At 46.4% G+C, this 17,209-nt stretch carries 12 protein-coding genes; 1 reads left to right on the forward strand and 11 read right to left on the reverse strand.

Annotation, left to right across the window (positions count from 1 at the left end):
* Nucleotides 1-33: 33 nt before the first annotated feature.
* The gene (locus BMZ72_RS08850; RefSeq protein ID WP_089807384.1) at nucleotides 34-663 is read right to left on the reverse strand and encodes an HD domain-containing protein; all 630 of its coding nucleotides are present in this window, start codon (nucleotides 661-663) and stop codon (nucleotides 34-36) included.
* 97 nt (nucleotides 664-760) lie between these two features.
* Nucleotides 761-1,354, reverse strand: coding sequence for a carbonic anhydrase (locus BMZ72_RS08855; protein ID WP_089807386.1), 594 nt, complete (start codon nucleotides 1,352-1,354; stop codon nucleotides 761-763).
* A 211-nt stretch (nucleotides 1,355-1,565) separates the two neighbouring features.
* Here BMZ72_RS08855 and BMZ72_RS08860 point away from each other — a divergent pair, with 211 nt between their 5' ends.
* On the forward strand, nucleotides 1,566-2,174 hold the full coding sequence (locus tag BMZ72_RS08860; RefSeq protein ID WP_089807388.1) for a TetR/AcrR family transcriptional regulator: 609 nt from the start codon (nucleotides 1,566-1,568) through the stop codon (nucleotides 2,172-2,174).
* A gap of 42 nt (nucleotides 2,175-2,216) precedes the next feature.
* Here the strand turns inward: BMZ72_RS08860 and BMZ72_RS08865 are convergent, their stop codons facing one another.
* The 9 genes from BMZ72_RS08865 to BMZ72_RS08905 all read right to left on the reverse strand — a co-directional run bounded on the left by BMZ72_RS08865 (nucleotide 2,217) and on the right by BMZ72_RS08905 (nucleotide 17,064).
* The gene (locus BMZ72_RS08865; protein WP_089807389.1) at nucleotides 2,217-3,125 is read right to left on the reverse strand and encodes an AraC family transcriptional regulator; all 909 of its coding nucleotides are present in this window, start codon (nucleotides 3,123-3,125) and stop codon (nucleotides 2,217-2,219) included.
* Between the two features lie 32 nt (nucleotides 3,126-3,157).
* Nucleotides 3,158-3,484 (reverse strand): DUF3817 domain-containing protein, encoded by a 327-nt coding sequence (locus tag BMZ72_RS08870; protein WP_089807391.1) that lies wholly within the window; start codon nucleotides 3,482-3,484, stop codon nucleotides 3,158-3,160.
* A 63-nt stretch (nucleotides 3,485-3,547) separates the two neighbouring features.
* Nucleotides 3,548-4,582 (reverse strand): GlxA family transcriptional regulator, encoded by a 1,035-nt coding sequence (locus tag BMZ72_RS08875; protein WP_089807393.1) that lies wholly within the window; start codon nucleotides 4,580-4,582, stop codon nucleotides 3,548-3,550.
* Nucleotides 4,583-4,664: 82 nt separating this feature from the next.
* Nucleotides 4,665-5,507: an SDR family NAD(P)-dependent oxidoreductase gene (locus tag BMZ72_RS08880; RefSeq protein ID WP_089807395.1), complete on the reverse strand. Its 843-nt coding sequence runs from the start codon at nucleotides 5,505-5,507 to the stop codon at nucleotides 4,665-4,667.
* Between the two features lie 121 nt (nucleotides 5,508-5,628).
* Nucleotides 5,629-6,507 carry an NmrA family NAD(P)-binding protein gene (locus BMZ72_RS08885; protein WP_089807397.1) on the reverse strand — a complete coding sequence of 293 codons (879 nt, stop codon included), beginning with the start codon at nucleotides 6,505-6,507 and terminating at the stop codon, nucleotides 5,629-5,631.
* Nucleotides 6,508-6,921: 414 nt separating this feature from the next.
* Nucleotides 6,922-9,222: a S9 family peptidase gene (locus tag BMZ72_RS08890; RefSeq protein WP_255373154.1), complete on the reverse strand. Its 2,301-nt coding sequence runs from the start codon at nucleotides 9,220-9,222 to the stop codon at nucleotides 6,922-6,924.
* Between the two features lie 87 nt (nucleotides 9,223-9,309).
* On the reverse strand, nucleotides 9,310-11,349 hold the full coding sequence (locus tag BMZ72_RS08895) for a heavy metal translocating P-type ATPase (protein WP_089807401.1): 2,040 nt from the start codon (nucleotides 11,347-11,349) through the stop codon (nucleotides 9,310-9,312).
* 75 nt (nucleotides 11,350-11,424) lie between these two features.
* On the reverse strand, nucleotides 11,425-12,675 hold the full coding sequence (locus tag BMZ72_RS08900; protein ID WP_089809749.1) for an efflux RND transporter periplasmic adaptor subunit: 1,251 nt from the start codon (nucleotides 12,673-12,675) through the stop codon (nucleotides 11,425-11,427).
* 12 nt (nucleotides 12,676-12,687) lie between these two features.
* Nucleotides 12,688-17,064: a CusA/CzcA family heavy metal efflux RND transporter gene (locus tag BMZ72_RS08905; RefSeq protein WP_089807403.1), complete on the reverse strand. Its 4,377-nt coding sequence runs from the start codon at nucleotides 17,062-17,064 to the stop codon at nucleotides 12,688-12,690.
* Between the last annotated feature and the right edge of the window lie 145 nt (nucleotides 17,065-17,209).

Genomic DNA, 17,209 nt, shown 5'->3' on the forward strand with positions numbered 1-17,209 from the left:
CATTTAAATTTTGGGTATGATGAATATGTCTGTCTATTCGTCAAACGGTGCGCCGTTCAGCCATGCTTTCGGATCAGGAATTTCGAGCGTATGTCCCTGCTCATGTGCAATGCAGGTACACATGTGGAAGCGATGCGGGTATGGCGTTTTGGAATTCAGTTCCTCTCTATGCATGTCATAAAATCCCCGCTTAAAGTCCAGACGCGGATAGCGCTTCACTATTTCTGCTACATCCTGTGGATCAAGTTTAAGTTCCGGTGGCAATGCGATAACATCGTAGAGTATGCCCAGTTGGGAAATCCGGGATTCATCCTCTTTAAACAAGTTAATATCCCAGGTGTGTGCGGCAATATTGGTCCACACTTTCCAGGTACGGTCGTCTGGTACACCCCATCCTTTCAGGTAACGACGTGCAGCGTGCGCCCCTTCAATTTCGAAACGATTCGGTCCGCGGCCAAGGTCCGTAAAGCCCAGGTCGTGCATAGTTGTTGACAGGAAGATAAGTTCGCGGTCAGCCTTTGAGTTCTCCTGACGGGCGAAGAGCTCAGCGAAATAATAACACCGCATCAGGTGGTTATATAACATATCATTTGACGCTGAGCGGACAAGATCGTGCGCCTGCCGGACGACCTGTGTATCCGGCAATTCAAAATTAAGCATCATAAGTTTTTACTTTTTATAGTGTTCCCTCAACACCTGATCAGGACAATATCAACTATCAAAGTTGTGCAATCAGCGGCAGGCAGATTGCACAACCTTATCAGGCCTTCTCCTGCACCGGGATATCTCTCAGTACTTCGGTCAGTGTACCTGAATTCATCTCATAAAAGAAGCCATAAAGCTTTATGTTCTTAGGTACAGCCGGACTATTACGCAGTATGTCAAGATCATGTTGCAGCGACTTCTCATAATCCATGATGGCCATACTATCATGATCTATGATGCTGGTCAGGTCAGCATGGTGATGCTCATGAAATTCATTCATCAGCTGGTCAGGGGTAAAAGCTGTAGCGCCGCAAAAAGAGTGATGTACTACTACGACATTCTGCACATGAAAGAGGTACTCCATCGTAGCGACCGACTGTAAAGCAGACAATGCACGTCCGCCTGCATTAGAGACTGTAAACAGCGTACGGGTATGACCTACTCGGGCGCCTTCTTCGTTGAAGATATTTTCTCCCGGATATACCTCGTCTCCAAAATATGCTGCGACAGCCTGTGGTATTTCGGCTGCACGCGGATCAAAGCAATATATCACGATGGTCTTCATCGGGATAGCCTGATTAAATCCCTGAAAATTCGATTGATCGAACCAGGGTTGTGTTCTGAACTGAAATTCTTCAAATTTTCCCATTTTATTTTCCTCCTTTGTTTTAATGATTCTTTTAACATTCAATCACTATATCAAAAGTACACAGGTCTGTCTACATCACCAAAAAAAAGTACACAGACCTGTCTACTTTTACATTCTTATGAAACAGTGCCTATCGTCAGTGTTAAAAAATAAAATCTTAAATTGCCGGTTTCAATTGGCAAGATGCCACATTGATTAACTGAGGATCATTATGACGAATACAACTTCGGATTTCAGGGATCTGCGCGTTGAAAAGATTGAGTCTCTTAAACCACGGGACCGGATTTTAAAAACGGCGATTACTCTTTTTAACGAGCATGGTGTACACACGATCGGGATTGACCGTATTATTGCCGAAAGTGGCGTATCAAAGCGATCCTTCTATAATTATTTCCCTTCTAAGTCTGATCTTATTGCCGAATATCTGGATTTCTGGGATGGCTTTCGGTTTGACAATCTGGAAAGACATCTTGCTGCTGCAAAAGGCGGTGCCAAAGCGGAGATCCTTGCCATCTTTGATGCGCTTGAAGACTGGATCTCTCAAACAGACTTCAATGGTTGCATGTTCACCCGCGGTTTAAATGACTTCAGTGATGAAGACACCAAACAACTCCGTGAGAAAGTAGATGCTCATTTTAAAAAGAGCACCGATTTTATAGGTGCCCGTCTGACTGAGCTGGTAAAACCTGCCAAAGCAAAAACAATGCTGCCACAACTTTTGAGTTTGATTTTGGGGACGATGGTTGTTGCACACATGACAGGAGACAGGAAAGTTGCACAGCTCAATAAGAAAATTGCCAGGACCTTATTAGAAGAGTAGCCAGCTTTTCTTATAATACAATACGTGTTGTTAACTGTCTTCTCAGGCCATGAATGCGTAACTTTTCCTGAACTCACTTGGTGTGATGCCGATATTCTTCTTGAAAAACTGCGTAAAATTAGGCTGTTCGGCGAAGCCGATAGATGTCCCTATATCATTCAATGTCCAATCTGTCTGCAATAGCAATGCTTTACTTTCCTCTAACAGGCGGTTTTTAATATGCGTACTGATATTCTGTCCCGTATGTTTCTTCAACATAGCATTCAGATAGTTAGGGGATAGCGCAAGGCGATCTGCAAATTCCTTTGCCGTCTTAATGCTGATCGGGGTCTGCTGATTTATATTTGAGGCTTCTATTTCCAGTAACTGAAAGAAATGGTGGATATGTCTGTAATCCTCAGAGACGCCATCCGGTTTGGGAAATTCTGCTGTTTTCACGCTTTCTACGATCAGTAGTTGCAGATATGCCTGTAATGCTTCTTCTGCCAGTGACCCTCCGACATTAACGTATTCATGCATCCGCAGAAACAGATCATTAATCGTTTCCGCCGGAGACTCCTGAAGACTGATCACACTTCTGCTTGTGTCAGCAAACAGTTTATGCTTTTCCATAGCGTATTTCAACATTGGATGTGCCTCTACATATCGTTTCTTAAAGAGGCAGTAATGACCTACCAGTGAAGAAGAGAGGCTGCGCCAGGAGATGATCTCATTCGGATGCAGAAAGAGGATTGTTAATCCATTGATACGATAATTATTCACGCCAAGGGAAAACAGTCCACTTCCTTCTTTAATGAATAAAATCTTGTAGAAATCCCGCCTGTTTGGAGATATATAATTCTCACAGGCGATCGACTCACTGTTCACGACACGAATATTCCAATTCTGAAAATAGTCCCGTGTAACGGGAGTCCGCATAGGAAAGTCCTGCAACTGAGAAATAATAGCCATGTGTGTCTGCTTTATAAAATGAGCATTATTGCTTATTTCTCTATGTGTTGATCTGCCTCTATCATCTTTTGCAAGATGTACTTATTCACATAAAATGTTCCAAACGGAATGATACAGGCAATTACAATTTTCCATGTTGTTTCTCTGAATTTCCACCTCCGCTCTATCCCCAGGCTCAATGTGCTAAAAATGAACCATACAAATAATGCTCCATGAAATGGGCCTATCGCTCTCACAAACTCATCATTCCCACCCCAATATTTCAGAGGGACCGCAATACCTGTTAAGATGAGCAGGGAAATCCCTTCCAGATAACCGATCAACGTTAACCTTTCTAATGGTGTTCGAAATAATCTCATAGCCCTTATTCCTTTTTATATTGTTGTGTCTATATTGTTGTCGTTTTTCCTATCAGGTGCTGATCAGTATGGGTTATAACGATTTAATGAAGTGCGGAAAACACGCCGGTAATCAGACGGTGTTGTCATCAGATGTCTTAAGAACATCCTGCGCATAGACACCAGGCTGCCGAGTCCACAATGTTCTGCAATTCTCTCCAGGGAAATGTCAGTATCTTCCAGGTATTTACGGGCTTTTTCTACCCGCATCTTTTCGATAAACTTAGCCGGGGGCATACCCGTTTGTTTTTGCACGACCCGCGTCAGGTTACGGACACTCATATTAAAATGATCCGCGATTCTGCTTACATCTATTGGTTCATGCAGATGTTCCTCGAGCCAGTCCTGCAATTTTTTTCCTATGTTGGATACCTCATAAGCAGGCAACAGATTTCCAAATTGCACCTGAGAACCAGGCCTGTTCAGGTAAAATACGAGCTGTCGGGCAACCCTGTTGGCAACATCCCGTCCGAAATCTTCTTCAACAAGTGACAGCGCCAGATCGATTCCTGATGAAACACCGGCTGAACAATAAACATTTCTGTCCCGGGTAAAAAATGCGTCCGGATCGACTTGTATCTGCGGGTATTCTTTCTTTAACTGGTCACGCATTGACCAATGTGTAGTGGCTTTCCGACCATCCAGCAATCCAACTTTTGCCAGTGCGAATGCCCCGATACATACAGAAGCGATCCGACGCGTATTATGCTCATTCTTTCCTGCCAGCCATTGATAAAATGGCTCCAGATCGCTGGCTATAGGTTCCAGATGATCTTCCCCTGCTACGATCAATGTGTCTATCAGCGTATCAATATCCATCGCACAGGTCTGGAAGTGAATTTCCATGCCTGTAGTCGTGCGAATTTTCCGGTCGCGCGTCGGCGCAACAACTGAAATATCATATCCCTCTTTGTTTCCCAGCTCAAGCAGGTATTTATCCGCATTCGTAAATACGTCTGAGGGACCAGCAAAATCGATGAGCATTTGTCCGGTAAGGGCTACGATTACGACTTTCTTCTTTGTTCTGGTATGATTAGCGCTACTGTATTCATTAACCATTGTCCAAATTTAAAGGCCAGAAAATTTGCCCCAAAGGACATATTTTATACAATTTAGGACATCTGGCCTTTTCTCTGGTATTTTATCCATCTACTTCAGTAGAACTGAACTTTCCTACCCATGCCTCGACCTCCTCATTTGTTTTTGCTCTGCTGGACCTATATGTCTCCAGGGAGTCTTTGCCTACGGGCAGGTGAACCGGTGGATTGTCCACTCCGGCAAGTTCAACAACTACCTTTGCCAACTTAGCCGGATCTCCTGACTGGTTACCATGCAGGGAAGCCGGCAAACTTTTCATCTGTCCTACTACGGTTGACTCATAATCGGCAATGGAATTTGTTGCATAGACATGGGAACCGGCACTTAAGAACTGTGTACGGAACAATCCAGGCGCCAGCGAAGTCACCTTTATATTAAAAGGCGCCAACTCCAGTGCCAGGCCTTCGGAGATACCTTCTACTGCAAATTTAGTAGACCCATATAGCGCAAATCCCTGTATGGCGCCATATCCGAATAAAGATGAGAAGTTAATAATATGTCCGGAACCCTGTTTGCGCAGATGTGGCAATACAGCCCGTACCACATTCAGCAATCCGAATACATTTGTATCATATTGTTTTCTCGTTTCTTCGTCGGTAGCTTCTTCAATGGCAGCTACGATACCAAAGCCCGCATTATTTACCACCACATCTAATCTTCCAAACCGGGTTATTGCTTTATTAACAGCCTGTCGCACTTCTTGTTCATTTACCACATCCATATTCACAACCAGCAACTCAGGGACATTTCCCAATGCTGCTTCCAATTGTGCTGCATTACCGCGAACAGTAGCCACCACTTTATCTCCGGATGCCAATACCGCTTTTACGATCTCAAAGCCAAATCCTTTACTTGCTCCTGTTACAAACCAAATTTTCTGTTTCATAATTATATGTTTTCGGATATTATTTGTCTGATCATGTTGTTAAGTCAATACAACATTTTTCTTCATTTATCGTGATTGTAAAACGACTCCTGCAGAAGCGGAGTCGTTTTAACAATATTTACTATTGAAATGCAGGTTTTGTCCTGGAAAAAAATTCTGCCAGCGTTGTTGGCTTCCGGCCGGTTATTGCTGCTACATTATCGTTTGTGCCGGCAAAGATGCCATCCAGACAATCCTGAGCGACATGGGTAACATGCTGTGTAAAATGTGCGTGCGCACCTTTCTCTTCATCTGCTTTAATAAACTCCTGTATACTCACCGGGTCATAGGTAATTTTCCTGCCCAGCACCTCAGAAAGAATGTCACTCATCTGAAATACGTCATATTCTTCAGGGCCATAGAGATGAATAGTTTTACCTGCATACGCCTGTGGCGCTACCAGGATCTTTGCCACAACGCGTCCAAGGTCATCTGAGTCTACCGGCGCCCAGCGACCTTTACCGAATGGTAGCCTGATTGTGTTCTTCTCGCGGATATCGTTTCGGATATACAGGAACCAATCATCAAAGAAAGTCGGTCTCAGGTGCGTAACCGGTACACCCGACATGTCCAATATCCGCTCGCCAACCCAATGGTCCTGCGCGGCATTACTTTTAGCGTCACGTCTGGCCGATACCTGAGACATGTTAACGATTCCTTTAAGACCAGCTTCACGGGCAGCCTGTGCGAAGTAAGCCGTTGCCGGCAACACGCCCGGCGTTAATATCGGGAAACAGAAATAAGCGGTATCAATGCCTTTCATTGCGGTTGAGATATCGTCGAAATTCAATAAATCACCGACTACGATTTCCACTCCCCGGGCTGCAAGTCTCTCCGAACGTTCATCCTGACTATGTACCAATGCCCTTACCGGAAAGCCCAACTTCAGCAACTCTTCAACAGCACTTCCACCGCTTTTGCCTGTCGCTCCGGTCACCAAAACTTTAAATTGCTTATTCATATCTGAAATGTTTTATGCTTCCTGTCAAAGGTCATACTTCCCGTGAAGCCTTACTTTAGCGTTGTCAACTCAATATTTATGAATTTCAACTATGCCTCAAATAGTATCAGGAGATCGCATTACAGAAAAAAAACCAGATGGACGATGCCTATCTGGTTGTATGCTTTATACACGGAGTATCTCAGTATGGATGTGCTGATTTGCATAGACAGCTTACAACAGTCCAAATTTTGGCACTTAAAATGCGCCTATATTGAAACTAAAAAAGCTCCTGTAATTACAGGAGCTTTTCAAATACCTATTTTTCTAATTCGTTAAACCTCGCGCGCGTAGTTTGGCACCAGTTTATAAATAGTTTATTTGTTTATTAATTAAAGCAGTACAATATAGCACCCGTATGAAGTGCAGTATTTGCTAATTTCTTGGATCCTGTTTGCTTACCAGCTGGTATTCCTTTGGTGGTTCCTGCTGCAGCAGATTGCGGACAAAATAATCCCATCTGCGACGCATCATATAAGGCCCGTCTCCTGCGAAACCATGTCTGGCATGCGGAAATACGATCAGGTCATAGTCCTTATTAGCTTTTGTCAGTGCATCTATCACTAACAAAGTATTATAGGGAGGCACATTATCGTCCATCATACCATGTGCTAGCAGTAATTTCCCTTTCAGGTTACCCGCATAGAGTGCATTGGCCTGTTTAGCATAATCTGATTCAGCTGTTAATCCGTTATAACGCTCACCCCAATCATCTTCATAGCTACGATTTTCGTGGTTGCCGGATTCTGAAATCCCTACTTTGAAGAAATCAGGATAACGGAACAATGCGGCAGCAGTAGCGAAACCACCTCCCGAATGACCCCAGATCCCCACACGGCTGGTGTCGATATAGGCGTAACGGGATGCCAGTTGACGAATACCGGTAATCTGATCAGGCAGGGTATTCTCTGACATGTTACCATAGTTCATGTCATGGTAGCTTTTGCTACGCAGTGGATTACTGGTTCCTTCCAGCACCATTACAATGAAGCCCAATTCTGCAAGCGCCTGGTGATCGAGACGGGCGGGCAGGAATGACCAGTCACGTACACCACCTCCCTGCGGACCAGGATAGATATAATCAATAACAGGATATTTCTTTTTGCTATCGAAATTAGTAGGTCTGAACAGCACACCATATATATCCGTCTTACCATCGTGGGCCTTTACGGAGAAAGCTTCAGGCGCTTTCCAGCCGGTAGCTGTCAGGCGTGTGATATCGGTCTTTTCCAGGCTTACCAGTAATTTACCTTTCAGGTTGCGTAAAACGGTGGTTGGCGGAACATCTGGCTGAGAATAGCTATCAACGAAATACTGTTCATCCAAAGAGAAGCTCAGTTTGTGGTTACCTGTTTCAGGTGTCAGATCTGTGAAGCCACTACCGTCGAAATTCACTTTACAGAAATGGCTGAAATAAGGATTACGCGCATCCAGTCCGCAGGCGTTGAAGTAGATCATCCTGTTCTTTTCATCAACCCGCTGTACGCTGGTAACCAACCATTGTCCTTTGGTGATCTGGTTCTTTACACGTCCGGTCGTTGCGTCGTAGAGGTACAGGTGTCCCCAGTCATCACGTTCGCTATACCAGATGATTTCATTTGTTTTCTTCAGATAATGCCAGTTGATGGCATCCTGTCCGGATTCAAACTGGGTAGCTACGTTTTCCTCCATTACTTCACGCACAGCACCGGTAGTTGCGTTAGCAATACGCAGTTTTTCCTGTTTGTGATTGCGGGAGGTGGATACGAATGCCAGTTCGGTGTTATCATCACTCCAGTCAACATCGTCAAAAGTGCCGCTGGAAGAAATATCATCGCTGAGGGTACCACGGTGTGGATCAGCCGGTACCTGTATCGGAATTACTTTCGCCTGATCAACATCAATGATCACCCGGTGGATCATAGCGATCACCGGATCGCCTGCCAATGGGTATTTCCAGGCCTTCAGCACCGGTTTACCAATATTGGTCGTAACAAGGTACATATCGCTTACCTCGCGTTGGTCCTGTTTGAAGGTGGCAATTTTGCGGGAGTCGTGTGACCAGCGTAATACGGGTTTATCGCTGCTGTGCCAACCGGCATTGTCAGTGGCGTAACCAAAATCCTTTATGCCATCTGTGGTCAGTGCACGTTCAGCTCCACCGGAGACTTCGCGCACCCATAAGTTATTGTCTTTTATAAAGGCGGCCAGACGGCCGTCGGGAGAAGCAACTTCATTGGGGCCATAGGCAGCACCTGTTTCAGGTGTCTGCGCGGCTTTCTGGCATTGGTAAGACGGTAAGTCACAAGTCCAGGTTTCACCTGCTATATTGAACGCAATGCTTTTGTTACCGTTTGTAAAACGGAACGTACGGAAGGGCAAAGCGTAGGCCTGATATGTTCTGCCCGTTGCCCGGGATACAGCTGCTGCCAGTTTTTCCTGATCAAACGCAGCGGTGCGGGTTCCTTTAGCCGGATTTACCAGGATAAACTCGGCGCCACGGGCCGTCAGTGTGCGATACCAGCACCTGCCATCTTCCAGCCATTCCGGCGCGACCGGAAGGTTGTCTATCAGCTGGGAGGTATTATAAATAAGCCGGCTTTCAGCGAAGCGGTAGTTATCAACAGTCAGCGGTTGCTGTGCATACAGCTGACTGGCGGCAAGAACACAGGAAACGGTTAAAAGTAGTTTGTTCATATTCAATTCCAGATGCATGGGCTTGTTAGTTCGGGCTTAAAGGTAAGATTGTGAAGGTAAATTACCAGATATAAGTCCGCCACCCGCTTACCTGTTTGTCATATTTCTCTTATATACGAGTAAACGTAAGGCATTAAAGACCACCAGCAGGGTTGATCCTTCATGTGCGATGATAGCCGGACCAATATTGGCTACGCCGGAGATGGTGAGGGGTATGAGGATGGCTACTACTCCCAGACTGACTACCAGGTTCTGCCGGATCACGGCTTTGCTCTTCCTGCTCAGGCCTATCGCAAAAGGCAGGTTATCGATCTTATCGGCCATCAGCGCAATATCGGCCGTTTCCAGGGCCACGTCACTACCAGCAGCGCCCATGGCAATTCCGACAGTGCTTTTAGCCATTGCAGGGGCATCATTCACGCCGTCACCTACCATCGCCAGTTTATTCTCCTGTTTACGTAATTCATCGATGGCGGCGACCTTTTCTTCCGGCAACAGACTGCCCCTTGCTTCCGTGATGCCTATCTTTTTAGCCACTGCGTCGGCTACGAGTTGATTATCGCCCGTTAGCATAACCATCTTTTTGATGCCTAGTGCTTTCAATTCTTTTAGTACGGATGCGGCTTCCGGTCTTGGCAAATCCATTACGCCTAAGATACCCAGATAGGTGTCTCCTTTGCGGACCAGCATCGCGGTGTTCCCCTCCTGCTGTAAATTGGCTATTTTCTGCATAACATCGGCCGGTACATCCGGTCCTCCGATGGCTTTAAACAGTTCATCGTTGCCTATCCAGATCATCTCTCCTTTCACGTTAGCCTCTACGCCTTTCCCCATGACAGCTTTCACATTATCTGCATCTTCGATGGTGGTGTTGCCCAACCTCTCCAGACCTCCGTTTACGATGGCCGATGCCAGGGGATGATCGCTTTGCTTTTCTACGGCGATCGCTACGCTCAGGAGTTCTTCTTCGCTGGTTCCGTTCAGGGCAACGACGGTATTCAGCTTTGGTTTTCCTTCTGTCAGCGTGCCTGTTTTATCAAATGCCAGTGCCGTCAGCACCCCCAGGTCTTCCAGGGGACGTCCACCTTTGATCAATACTCCCTGTCTGGCAGCTCTTGCCACACCACTTAATACAGCGCTGGGTGTTGAAATAGCCAACGCACAGGGACTGGCTGCCACGAGTACAGCCATGGCGCGATAAAAGCTTTTGCTGAATGGCTCATCGATAACGACAAAAGCGAACAACAGTAAGGTAACTAATACCAATACGGCCGGTACATAAAACCGTTCTATCCTTTTGGTGAATTGTTGTGTAGGGGATTGTTGCTGCTCCGCTTCTTTTACCATCTGCACGACACGGGCCAGCGTGGAATCCTTTGCTTCTTTTAAGGTCTTAATCTCAATAGCGGCGGCGCCATTGATTGTTCCTGCAAATACTTTATGCTGTGCAGGGATCTTCTTTTCATCCGGATAATCCGTGTTAGGATCAGGGACCGGCATCTTTTCAACAGGAATACTTTCTCCGGTGATAGGCGCCTGGTTGACGGCACTGTTACCGGATACTACGATACCGTCTGCCGGTATTTTACTGTTAGGTTTTACCAGTACAATGTCCCCTTTCTTTAATTCTTCTACAGGAATCTCTATCTGGTCTCCATTACGACGTATCACAGCCGTTTTCGGGGCCAGGCCGGCCAGGGCTTCAATGGACTTCCGCGCTTTCTCCATGGCCATGTGTTCAAGCGAATGCCCCAGACTAAACAGGAATAACAGTAATGCGCCTTCTGCCCATTCGCCCAGAAGAGCGGCACCTGCGGCCGCCACCAGCATCAGGAAATCAATCTCAAACTGCCCTTTGCTGATGCTTTCCACGGCCTCCTTTATTGTAAAAAATGCACCAAAAAAGTAGGATATCACAAAGAGGGCAATCCCTATCCAGGACGGCTGGAGGTGAAACAGCTTTTCATCAAGAAACCCTGCGAGGAGGAACACACCACATAGTAATGAGAAGATCAGTTCTGTGCTTTCTCCGAAGAGACCTCCATGTTTATGTTCATGGCCATGCTTGTGCTCATGCGCATGTTCTTCGTGTGATCCTTTATGATTCGAATGCTGACTATTACTCATGATATTGTAAGGTTAATAACAGGTATAACAGACGATTTTGTGAGTCATATCTATTTATGGGAAAGAAGAAGGACATTAATGTCCTTCTTCCTCACTGTTCTTTAATTTGGACAACAGGTCATATGCGCCATTAATAACGATCTTACCATTAACATTTCTGTTTTGCGGTAGTTCTACCTGTACAAAACCTCCATCTGCATTACCAACAGCGATTTCGATCATTTCAAAATAGTGCATTTTTTCTGTACCTGCTAAAGGTGTGCCCATATCTCCACTGGCAGATGCTTTTTCTTTTGATGCGTGTTCACCGGCGGGCGCCACTGTTTCAAAAAATATGTATTTCTTTCCACTAAAATCTACAATTGCACTCTCTGGTAAAGCAAGCGCCTGTGTCTCTCCGGTTTCTATCAGGGCTTTCAGATAAGTTCCCGGCAGGAATGCTTTACTACCCCCATCAGCTATCGCATGGACAGTTACTGTTTTATCAGGTCTGATTTCCCTTCCTACCAGCTGCACAGTAGCTATCTGTTCTGCCGTTTCACCTGCCAGTGTAAAGCGTACACGCTGACCAGGTTTCACCATGACTGCATCCTTCTCAAATACGTTCAGTTCCACGTGCAGATCTGCTCCATCTACTATCTCAAACATCACATCATTGGGATTAACAAATTTCCCGCCATTAACGTTCACTTTTGTCACATATCCGCTTGCGGGAGAATAGACATTCACACGACTGCGTATGTTAGCAGGCGTTAGCGAAGATGCATCTATATTAATCAGCTGCAGGCGCTGACGGAGTGCACTTTCTTTTGCCTGGGCCACCTGGTATTGTGCCTTTGCCTGCTGTAACACCTTCTTAGAGTTTACATTCTCATTAGCGAGTGTCTGCTGGCGTTCATATTCTGCATCGGTCAGTTCCAGCTGGCTTTTACTTTCCAGATAGTCCTGCTGTAACTGTACATAATCCTGATTTTCCAGTACGGCAATAACCTCTCCTTTTTTTACCGTACTTCCCTGTAACAACGGTGTTGATTTGATGATCCCACCCATTTGCGTAGTGACGCTGGCCAGGTTTTGCGGAGGCACATCAATATAGCCGTTCACTTTCAGCAGGCCGCTGATCGCTTTCATTTCTGCAGCGCCCAGTTTCACACCGACTGCCTGGTATTGTGCCGGCGTCACCTCTACTATATTCTCATTTTCCGTATGCCCTTCTTCCGCTGTTGCATTTGTCTCTGCTGCCTTCTTTCCTCCGCAGGCGCTAAGAGTAGCTATCATCACACTTGCTATTGCTATTACGAGGATGGGTTTTATTTTATTGTTCATACTTATGCTCATTTATAGACCAGCCAGGTATTTGATCCGGTAAATTGATTGATTGTATTGATTGACTGTTTGCAGATAATTAAAACGCAGGTCTGATGCCGTTCTGAGTGCCTGCAGATATTCGACATATCCCACTTCTCCATTCTGAAAAGACAACTGCGCCTGTTTCAGGATGAGTGCTGCGTTAGGCAATGCACTTTTCTCGTAATATTCAATACTGCGCGCATTCTTTAGCATTTCCTGGTATGCCTGTTTGTATTCGCCCTGCAGATTATTCTGCAATAAGGTCAGCTGGCTTTCTGCTACCTGTTTTTCGATCTTCGCAGCTTTTACACGGGCAGCGAAGGGTTTGAAGAATATCGGGATGGCAATACCGGCCTGTAGTCCCTGGAAACGCTTTCCGCCACCGAAATACACATCCTGTCCGCTGACATTCTGCATACCTATAATAGACTGATTAAAATAACCCAGTGTAAAATCAGGCGCTGACAAAGCACGTTCAAGCTGTACGGCCCTACCGGCGATTTCAATCTGTTGCTTTTGCTGCGCCAGTAAGGGGCTTTGTTGTGTATTACTGTCGGGCGGCGTCAATAAATAGCCGTCAGGTTTATACTCCTGTTCAGCGAGCAGGATATCATCCGGCGTATTCAGGAGGCGTTGTAATTCTGCTTTGTAGGCACGAATATCCGCCTCGTTCTTTTCCATCTGATTGTGGATCTCATTGCGCTGGGTTTCGGCCGTAGCGGACTCCAGGAGTCTTGTTTCACCCGTCTGATAACGGAGGTTGGCTGCTTTCTGGAATCTTCCGTATATAGAATCCTGTTGTTTATATAGTGCTTCCAGTGCGTAGTAGTAAGATAATTGTCCATAGGCACTTCTTACTTCGTAGGTCAGTCCATTCTGATTTACTGCCAGTCCGGTCTTCGCCCCTTCGATACGCGCGTCCGCCAGTTTACTACGGCTCTTTAATACGCCCGGATAAGGAATAGACTGGGATATCGTGATGTTATTATCCCGGTTGTTGCTATTGAACTGTCCATACTGGAAATCCAGGTTTGTTTTCCCGATATCTCCTGCTGTTCCTTTCAATGCCTGCTGCCGATCGATTTCCAGATTAGCAGAGCGGATAGCAGGATTATTTTTGATAGCGGTTTGGATAGCGGCTTCCATTGTCAGACCATTATGCTGATCCTGGGCTTTGGTTGCCGACGGGAATGTAAGTAACGATCCCAGTAAGAGTATTGTGGCCACTGCCGGCAGCTTTGTCATTTTAGGTTTCCAGCCTTCGAAGTAGGTATATAACACCGGTAATACGACGAGCGTGAGGATAGTAGAAGTGATTAGTCCACCGATCACCACTGTGGCCAATGGCTTCTGTACTTCTGCGCCAGCCGCCGTTGAAATAGCCATCGGCAAAAAGCCAAGGGAGGCCACTGTTGCTGTCATTAATACCGGTCGCAGACGTACCTCTGTTCCTTTAAGCACTATTTCGTCGAGCTCATAGCGTTCATCTTCTTTTCGCAGGCGGTTAAACTCTGTAATGAGCACGATACCATTTAATACTGCCACGCCAAAGAGAGCAATGAAGCCAACACCTGCGGATATACTGAAGGGCATCCCCCTCAGCAGTAAGGCGAAGATCCCTCCGATAGCCGCCATCGGAATTGCTGTGAATATGAGGAGCGATTGTTTTACAGAGCCGAAAGTAAAGTAGAGCAGCAGCAGAATCAGGCCCAGCGCAACCGGTACTGCGAGAGAGAGTCTGGCGCTGGCAGCTTTCAGGTTTTCGAATTGCCCACCGTAGGTAATGTAATAACCAGTTGGCAGTTTGATCTGCTGATTGATCTTTCCTTCGATCTCATTTACTACGCTTTGTATGTCTCTGCCACGTACGTTGAGTCCGACGATGATCCTTCGCTTTGTATCCTCCCGCTGGATCTGGTTAGGGCCCAGTTTAAATGATACCTCTGCGAGTTGTTCCAGTGGTATCTGAATACCGGTAGAAGAAGTGATGTATATATTTTTCACGTCATCAATACCCTGGCGGTTTTGTTGTGATAGTCTGACTACCATGTCATACCGTTGTTCACCTTCATAGACAAGGCCAGCGGATTGTCCGGCGAAAGCGGCATTGACTGCTTCATTGACGCTTTCCACACTCAGACCATATTGTGCGATACGATCCCGGTTGATGTTCACTACGATCTGTGGCAAGCCTTCTGCCTGTTCCAGATAAAGATCTTTTGCACCATCCACTCTGGAAACGATTGTACCAATCTTCTTTGACAGTTGTGTAAGGACGTCCAGGTCGTCACCGAAGATCTTTATACCGATATCCTGTCTTACACCGGATATCAGTTCATTGGAACGCAACTGTATGGGCTGGGAGAAACCAAAGTTTACACCCGGCACCTGTTTCAGCGCTTCACTCATCTTTTCTGTCAGTTCGTCCCTGTTGCCGGCGGATGTCCATTCCTTTTTATCTTTCAGGATGATGGTCAGGTCACAGGCTTCCATAGGCATAGGATCAGTAGGTATTTCGGCAGCGCCGATCTTTCCGACCACTTCCTTTACTTCCGGGAATTGTTTGACCAGGATGGCAGAGGCCTGATTTACCTTGTCGATTGTCTGGGACAGGGAGCTACCCGTTAACAGACGCGTTTCCACGGCGAAATCCCCTTCTTCCAGACTGGGTATAAATTCACCCCCCATGCGGGAGAAGACGAATATACTTATCACGAGTAAGGTGGCGGCTGTAATGGTAACGAGCAGGCGTTTTCTGAGCGCACCTTTTATGATCGGGATATAACGTCTGTGCAGGAAATCCATCATACGGTCGGAGAAAGTCCGCTTATGGGTTGTATTCTTACTCAATATCAGTGCTGAGATCATCGGCACATAGGTCATAGACAGTATAAAGGCACCTAAGATGGCAAAAGAGACCGTTTCAGCCATGGGGCGGAACATCTTACCTTCGATACCGACCAGGGCCAGAATAGGCAGGTAAACGATCAGGATGATGATCTCTCCGAACGCAGCGGCAGAACGGATCTTTACGGCAGATTCCAATACCTCTTCATCCATTTCGTCCTGGGTCAGTCTACCCCGGTTTTTCAGGCCGAGATGATGCATGGTTGCCTCCACGATGATCACAGCGCCATCGACGATCAGGCCGAAGTCTATTGCACCGAGGCTCATGAGGTTACCAGATACGCCGAAGACATTCATCATACCGATGGCGAATAGCATGGCCAGTGGGATTACAGAGGCTACGACCAATCCGGCGCGCAGGTTACCCAGGAATATTACCAGTACAAAGATGACGATCAGGGCGCCTTCAATCAGGTTTTTCGCTACAGTACCGATTGCCCGGTCCACCAGGGCGCTACGATCGAGGAAAGGTTCTATAACAACACCTTCCGGCAGGGTTTTACTGATACGTTCAATACGGGACTTTACCTCCCCCACCACCTTCTTGGCGTTTGCACCTTTCAGCATCATCACGATCCCGCCTACTGCCTCTCCGCTGCTATTTGCGGAGGTGCGGGTCAGCGCTCCATAACGGATAGAGTTACCGATCTGCACTGTGGCAACGTCCCTGATCAGGACGGGAACACCGGCCTCCCTGTTCTGAACAACAATCTTATTAATATCGTCCAGGTTTTCCACCAGGCCTTCCGTACGGATGAAATAGGCATTCGGCTTTTTATCAATATAAGCGCCGCCAGCATTCCGGTTGTTGAGTTGCAACGCGTTGAAAATCTCTGTAATACTGAGATTATAGCTACGCAGTTTATCCGGATCGAGTGCTATTTCATACTGTTTCAGTAATCCACCGAAACTATTCACTTCTGCGACACCGGGTGTTCCCAGTAACTGCCGGCGTACTATCCAATCCTGAATGCTGCGTAGTTCGCGGGCATTATATTTCTCTTCAAAACCGGGTTTTGCATGAATCACATACTGGTATATCTCTCCCAATCCGGTTGATATAGGTGAAATCTCCGGATTGCCCAGGCCGGCGGGTATATTATTCTTTGCCTCGGCCAGTTTTTCATTGACCTGCTGGCGTGCCCAGTAAATATCCACATCATCGTTGAAGACGATGGTCACTACAGACAGACCGAATCTTGAGATAGAACGGACCTGTTCCAGTTCAGGGATGGTGGACATGACCTGTTCTACAGGGAAAGATATCAGGCGTTCTACCTCCTGCGCAGCAAGAGATGGAGACAGGGTGATCACCTGTACCTGGTTATTGGTGATATCGGGTACGGCATCAATGGGTAGTTTCTTCAGAGAGTAGATCCCCCAAATGATCAGGCCCAAAGTCATGAGGGCGATGATCAACTTATTCTTTATGGAAAATTGAATGATTCTATTGAGCATTTCCAACTATTTTATTCGCGGTTATAACCTTTCGGGTCATAATACCGCAACAGATCACATTATGCTACGGCGGCGTCCATAACAGACGTTACAGCATAAGGCTATTCATCTGGCAGATAACAGGCAGGTGTAACAGTCCCATTCT

The sequence above is a fragment of the Chitinophaga sp. YR627 genome (assembly GCF_900114995.1).
Lineage (GTDB): Bacteria > Bacteroidota > Bacteroidia > Chitinophagales > Chitinophagaceae > Chitinophaga.

What these genes read in the sequence shown, in the direction of transcription:
- BMZ72_RS08850 (WP_089807384.1), bottom strand. Translation starts at nt 663, where the DNA reads ATGATGCTTAATTTTGAATTGCCGGATACACAGGTCGTCCGGCAGGCG.
- BMZ72_RS08855 (WP_089807386.1), bottom strand. Translation starts at nt 1,354, where the DNA reads ATGGGAAAATTTGAAGAATTTCAGTTCAGAACACAACCCTGGTTCGAT.
- BMZ72_RS08860 (WP_089807388.1), top strand. Translation starts at nt 1,566, where the DNA reads ATGACGAATACAACTTCGGATTTCAGGGATCTGCGCGTTGAAAAGATT.
- BMZ72_RS08865 (WP_089807389.1), bottom strand. Translation starts at nt 3,125, where the DNA reads ATGGCTATTATTTCTCAGTTGCAGGACTTTCCTATGCGGACTCCCGTT.
- BMZ72_RS08870 (WP_089807391.1), bottom strand. Translation starts at nt 3,484, where the DNA reads ATGAGATTATTTCGAACACCATTAGAAAGGTTAACGTTGATCGGTTAT.
- BMZ72_RS08875 (WP_089807393.1), bottom strand. Translation starts at nt 4,582, where the DNA reads ATGGTTAATGAATACAGTAGCGCTAATCATACCAGAACAAAGAAGAAA.
- BMZ72_RS08880 (WP_089807395.1), bottom strand. Translation starts at nt 5,507, where the DNA reads ATGAAACAGAAAATTTGGTTTGTAACAGGAGCAAGTAAAGGATTTGGC.
- BMZ72_RS08885 (WP_089807397.1), bottom strand. Translation starts at nt 6,507, where the DNA reads ATGAATAAGCAATTTAAAGTTTTGGTGACCGGAGCGACAGGCAAAAGC.
- BMZ72_RS08890 (WP_255373154.1), bottom strand. Translation starts at nt 9,222, where the DNA reads ATGAACAAACTACTTTTAACCGTTTCCTGTGTTCTTGCCGCCAGTCAG.
- BMZ72_RS08895 (WP_089807401.1), bottom strand. Translation starts at nt 11,349, where the DNA reads ATGAGTAATAGTCAGCATTCGAATCATAAAGGATCACACGAAGAACAT.
- BMZ72_RS08900 (WP_089809749.1), bottom strand. Translation starts at nt 12,675, where the DNA reads ATGAACAATAAAATAAAACCCATCCTCGTAATAGCAATAGCAAGTGTG.
- BMZ72_RS08905 (WP_089807403.1), bottom strand. Translation starts at nt 17,064, where the DNA reads ATGCTCAATAGAATCATTCAATTTTCCATAAAGAATAAGTTGATCATC.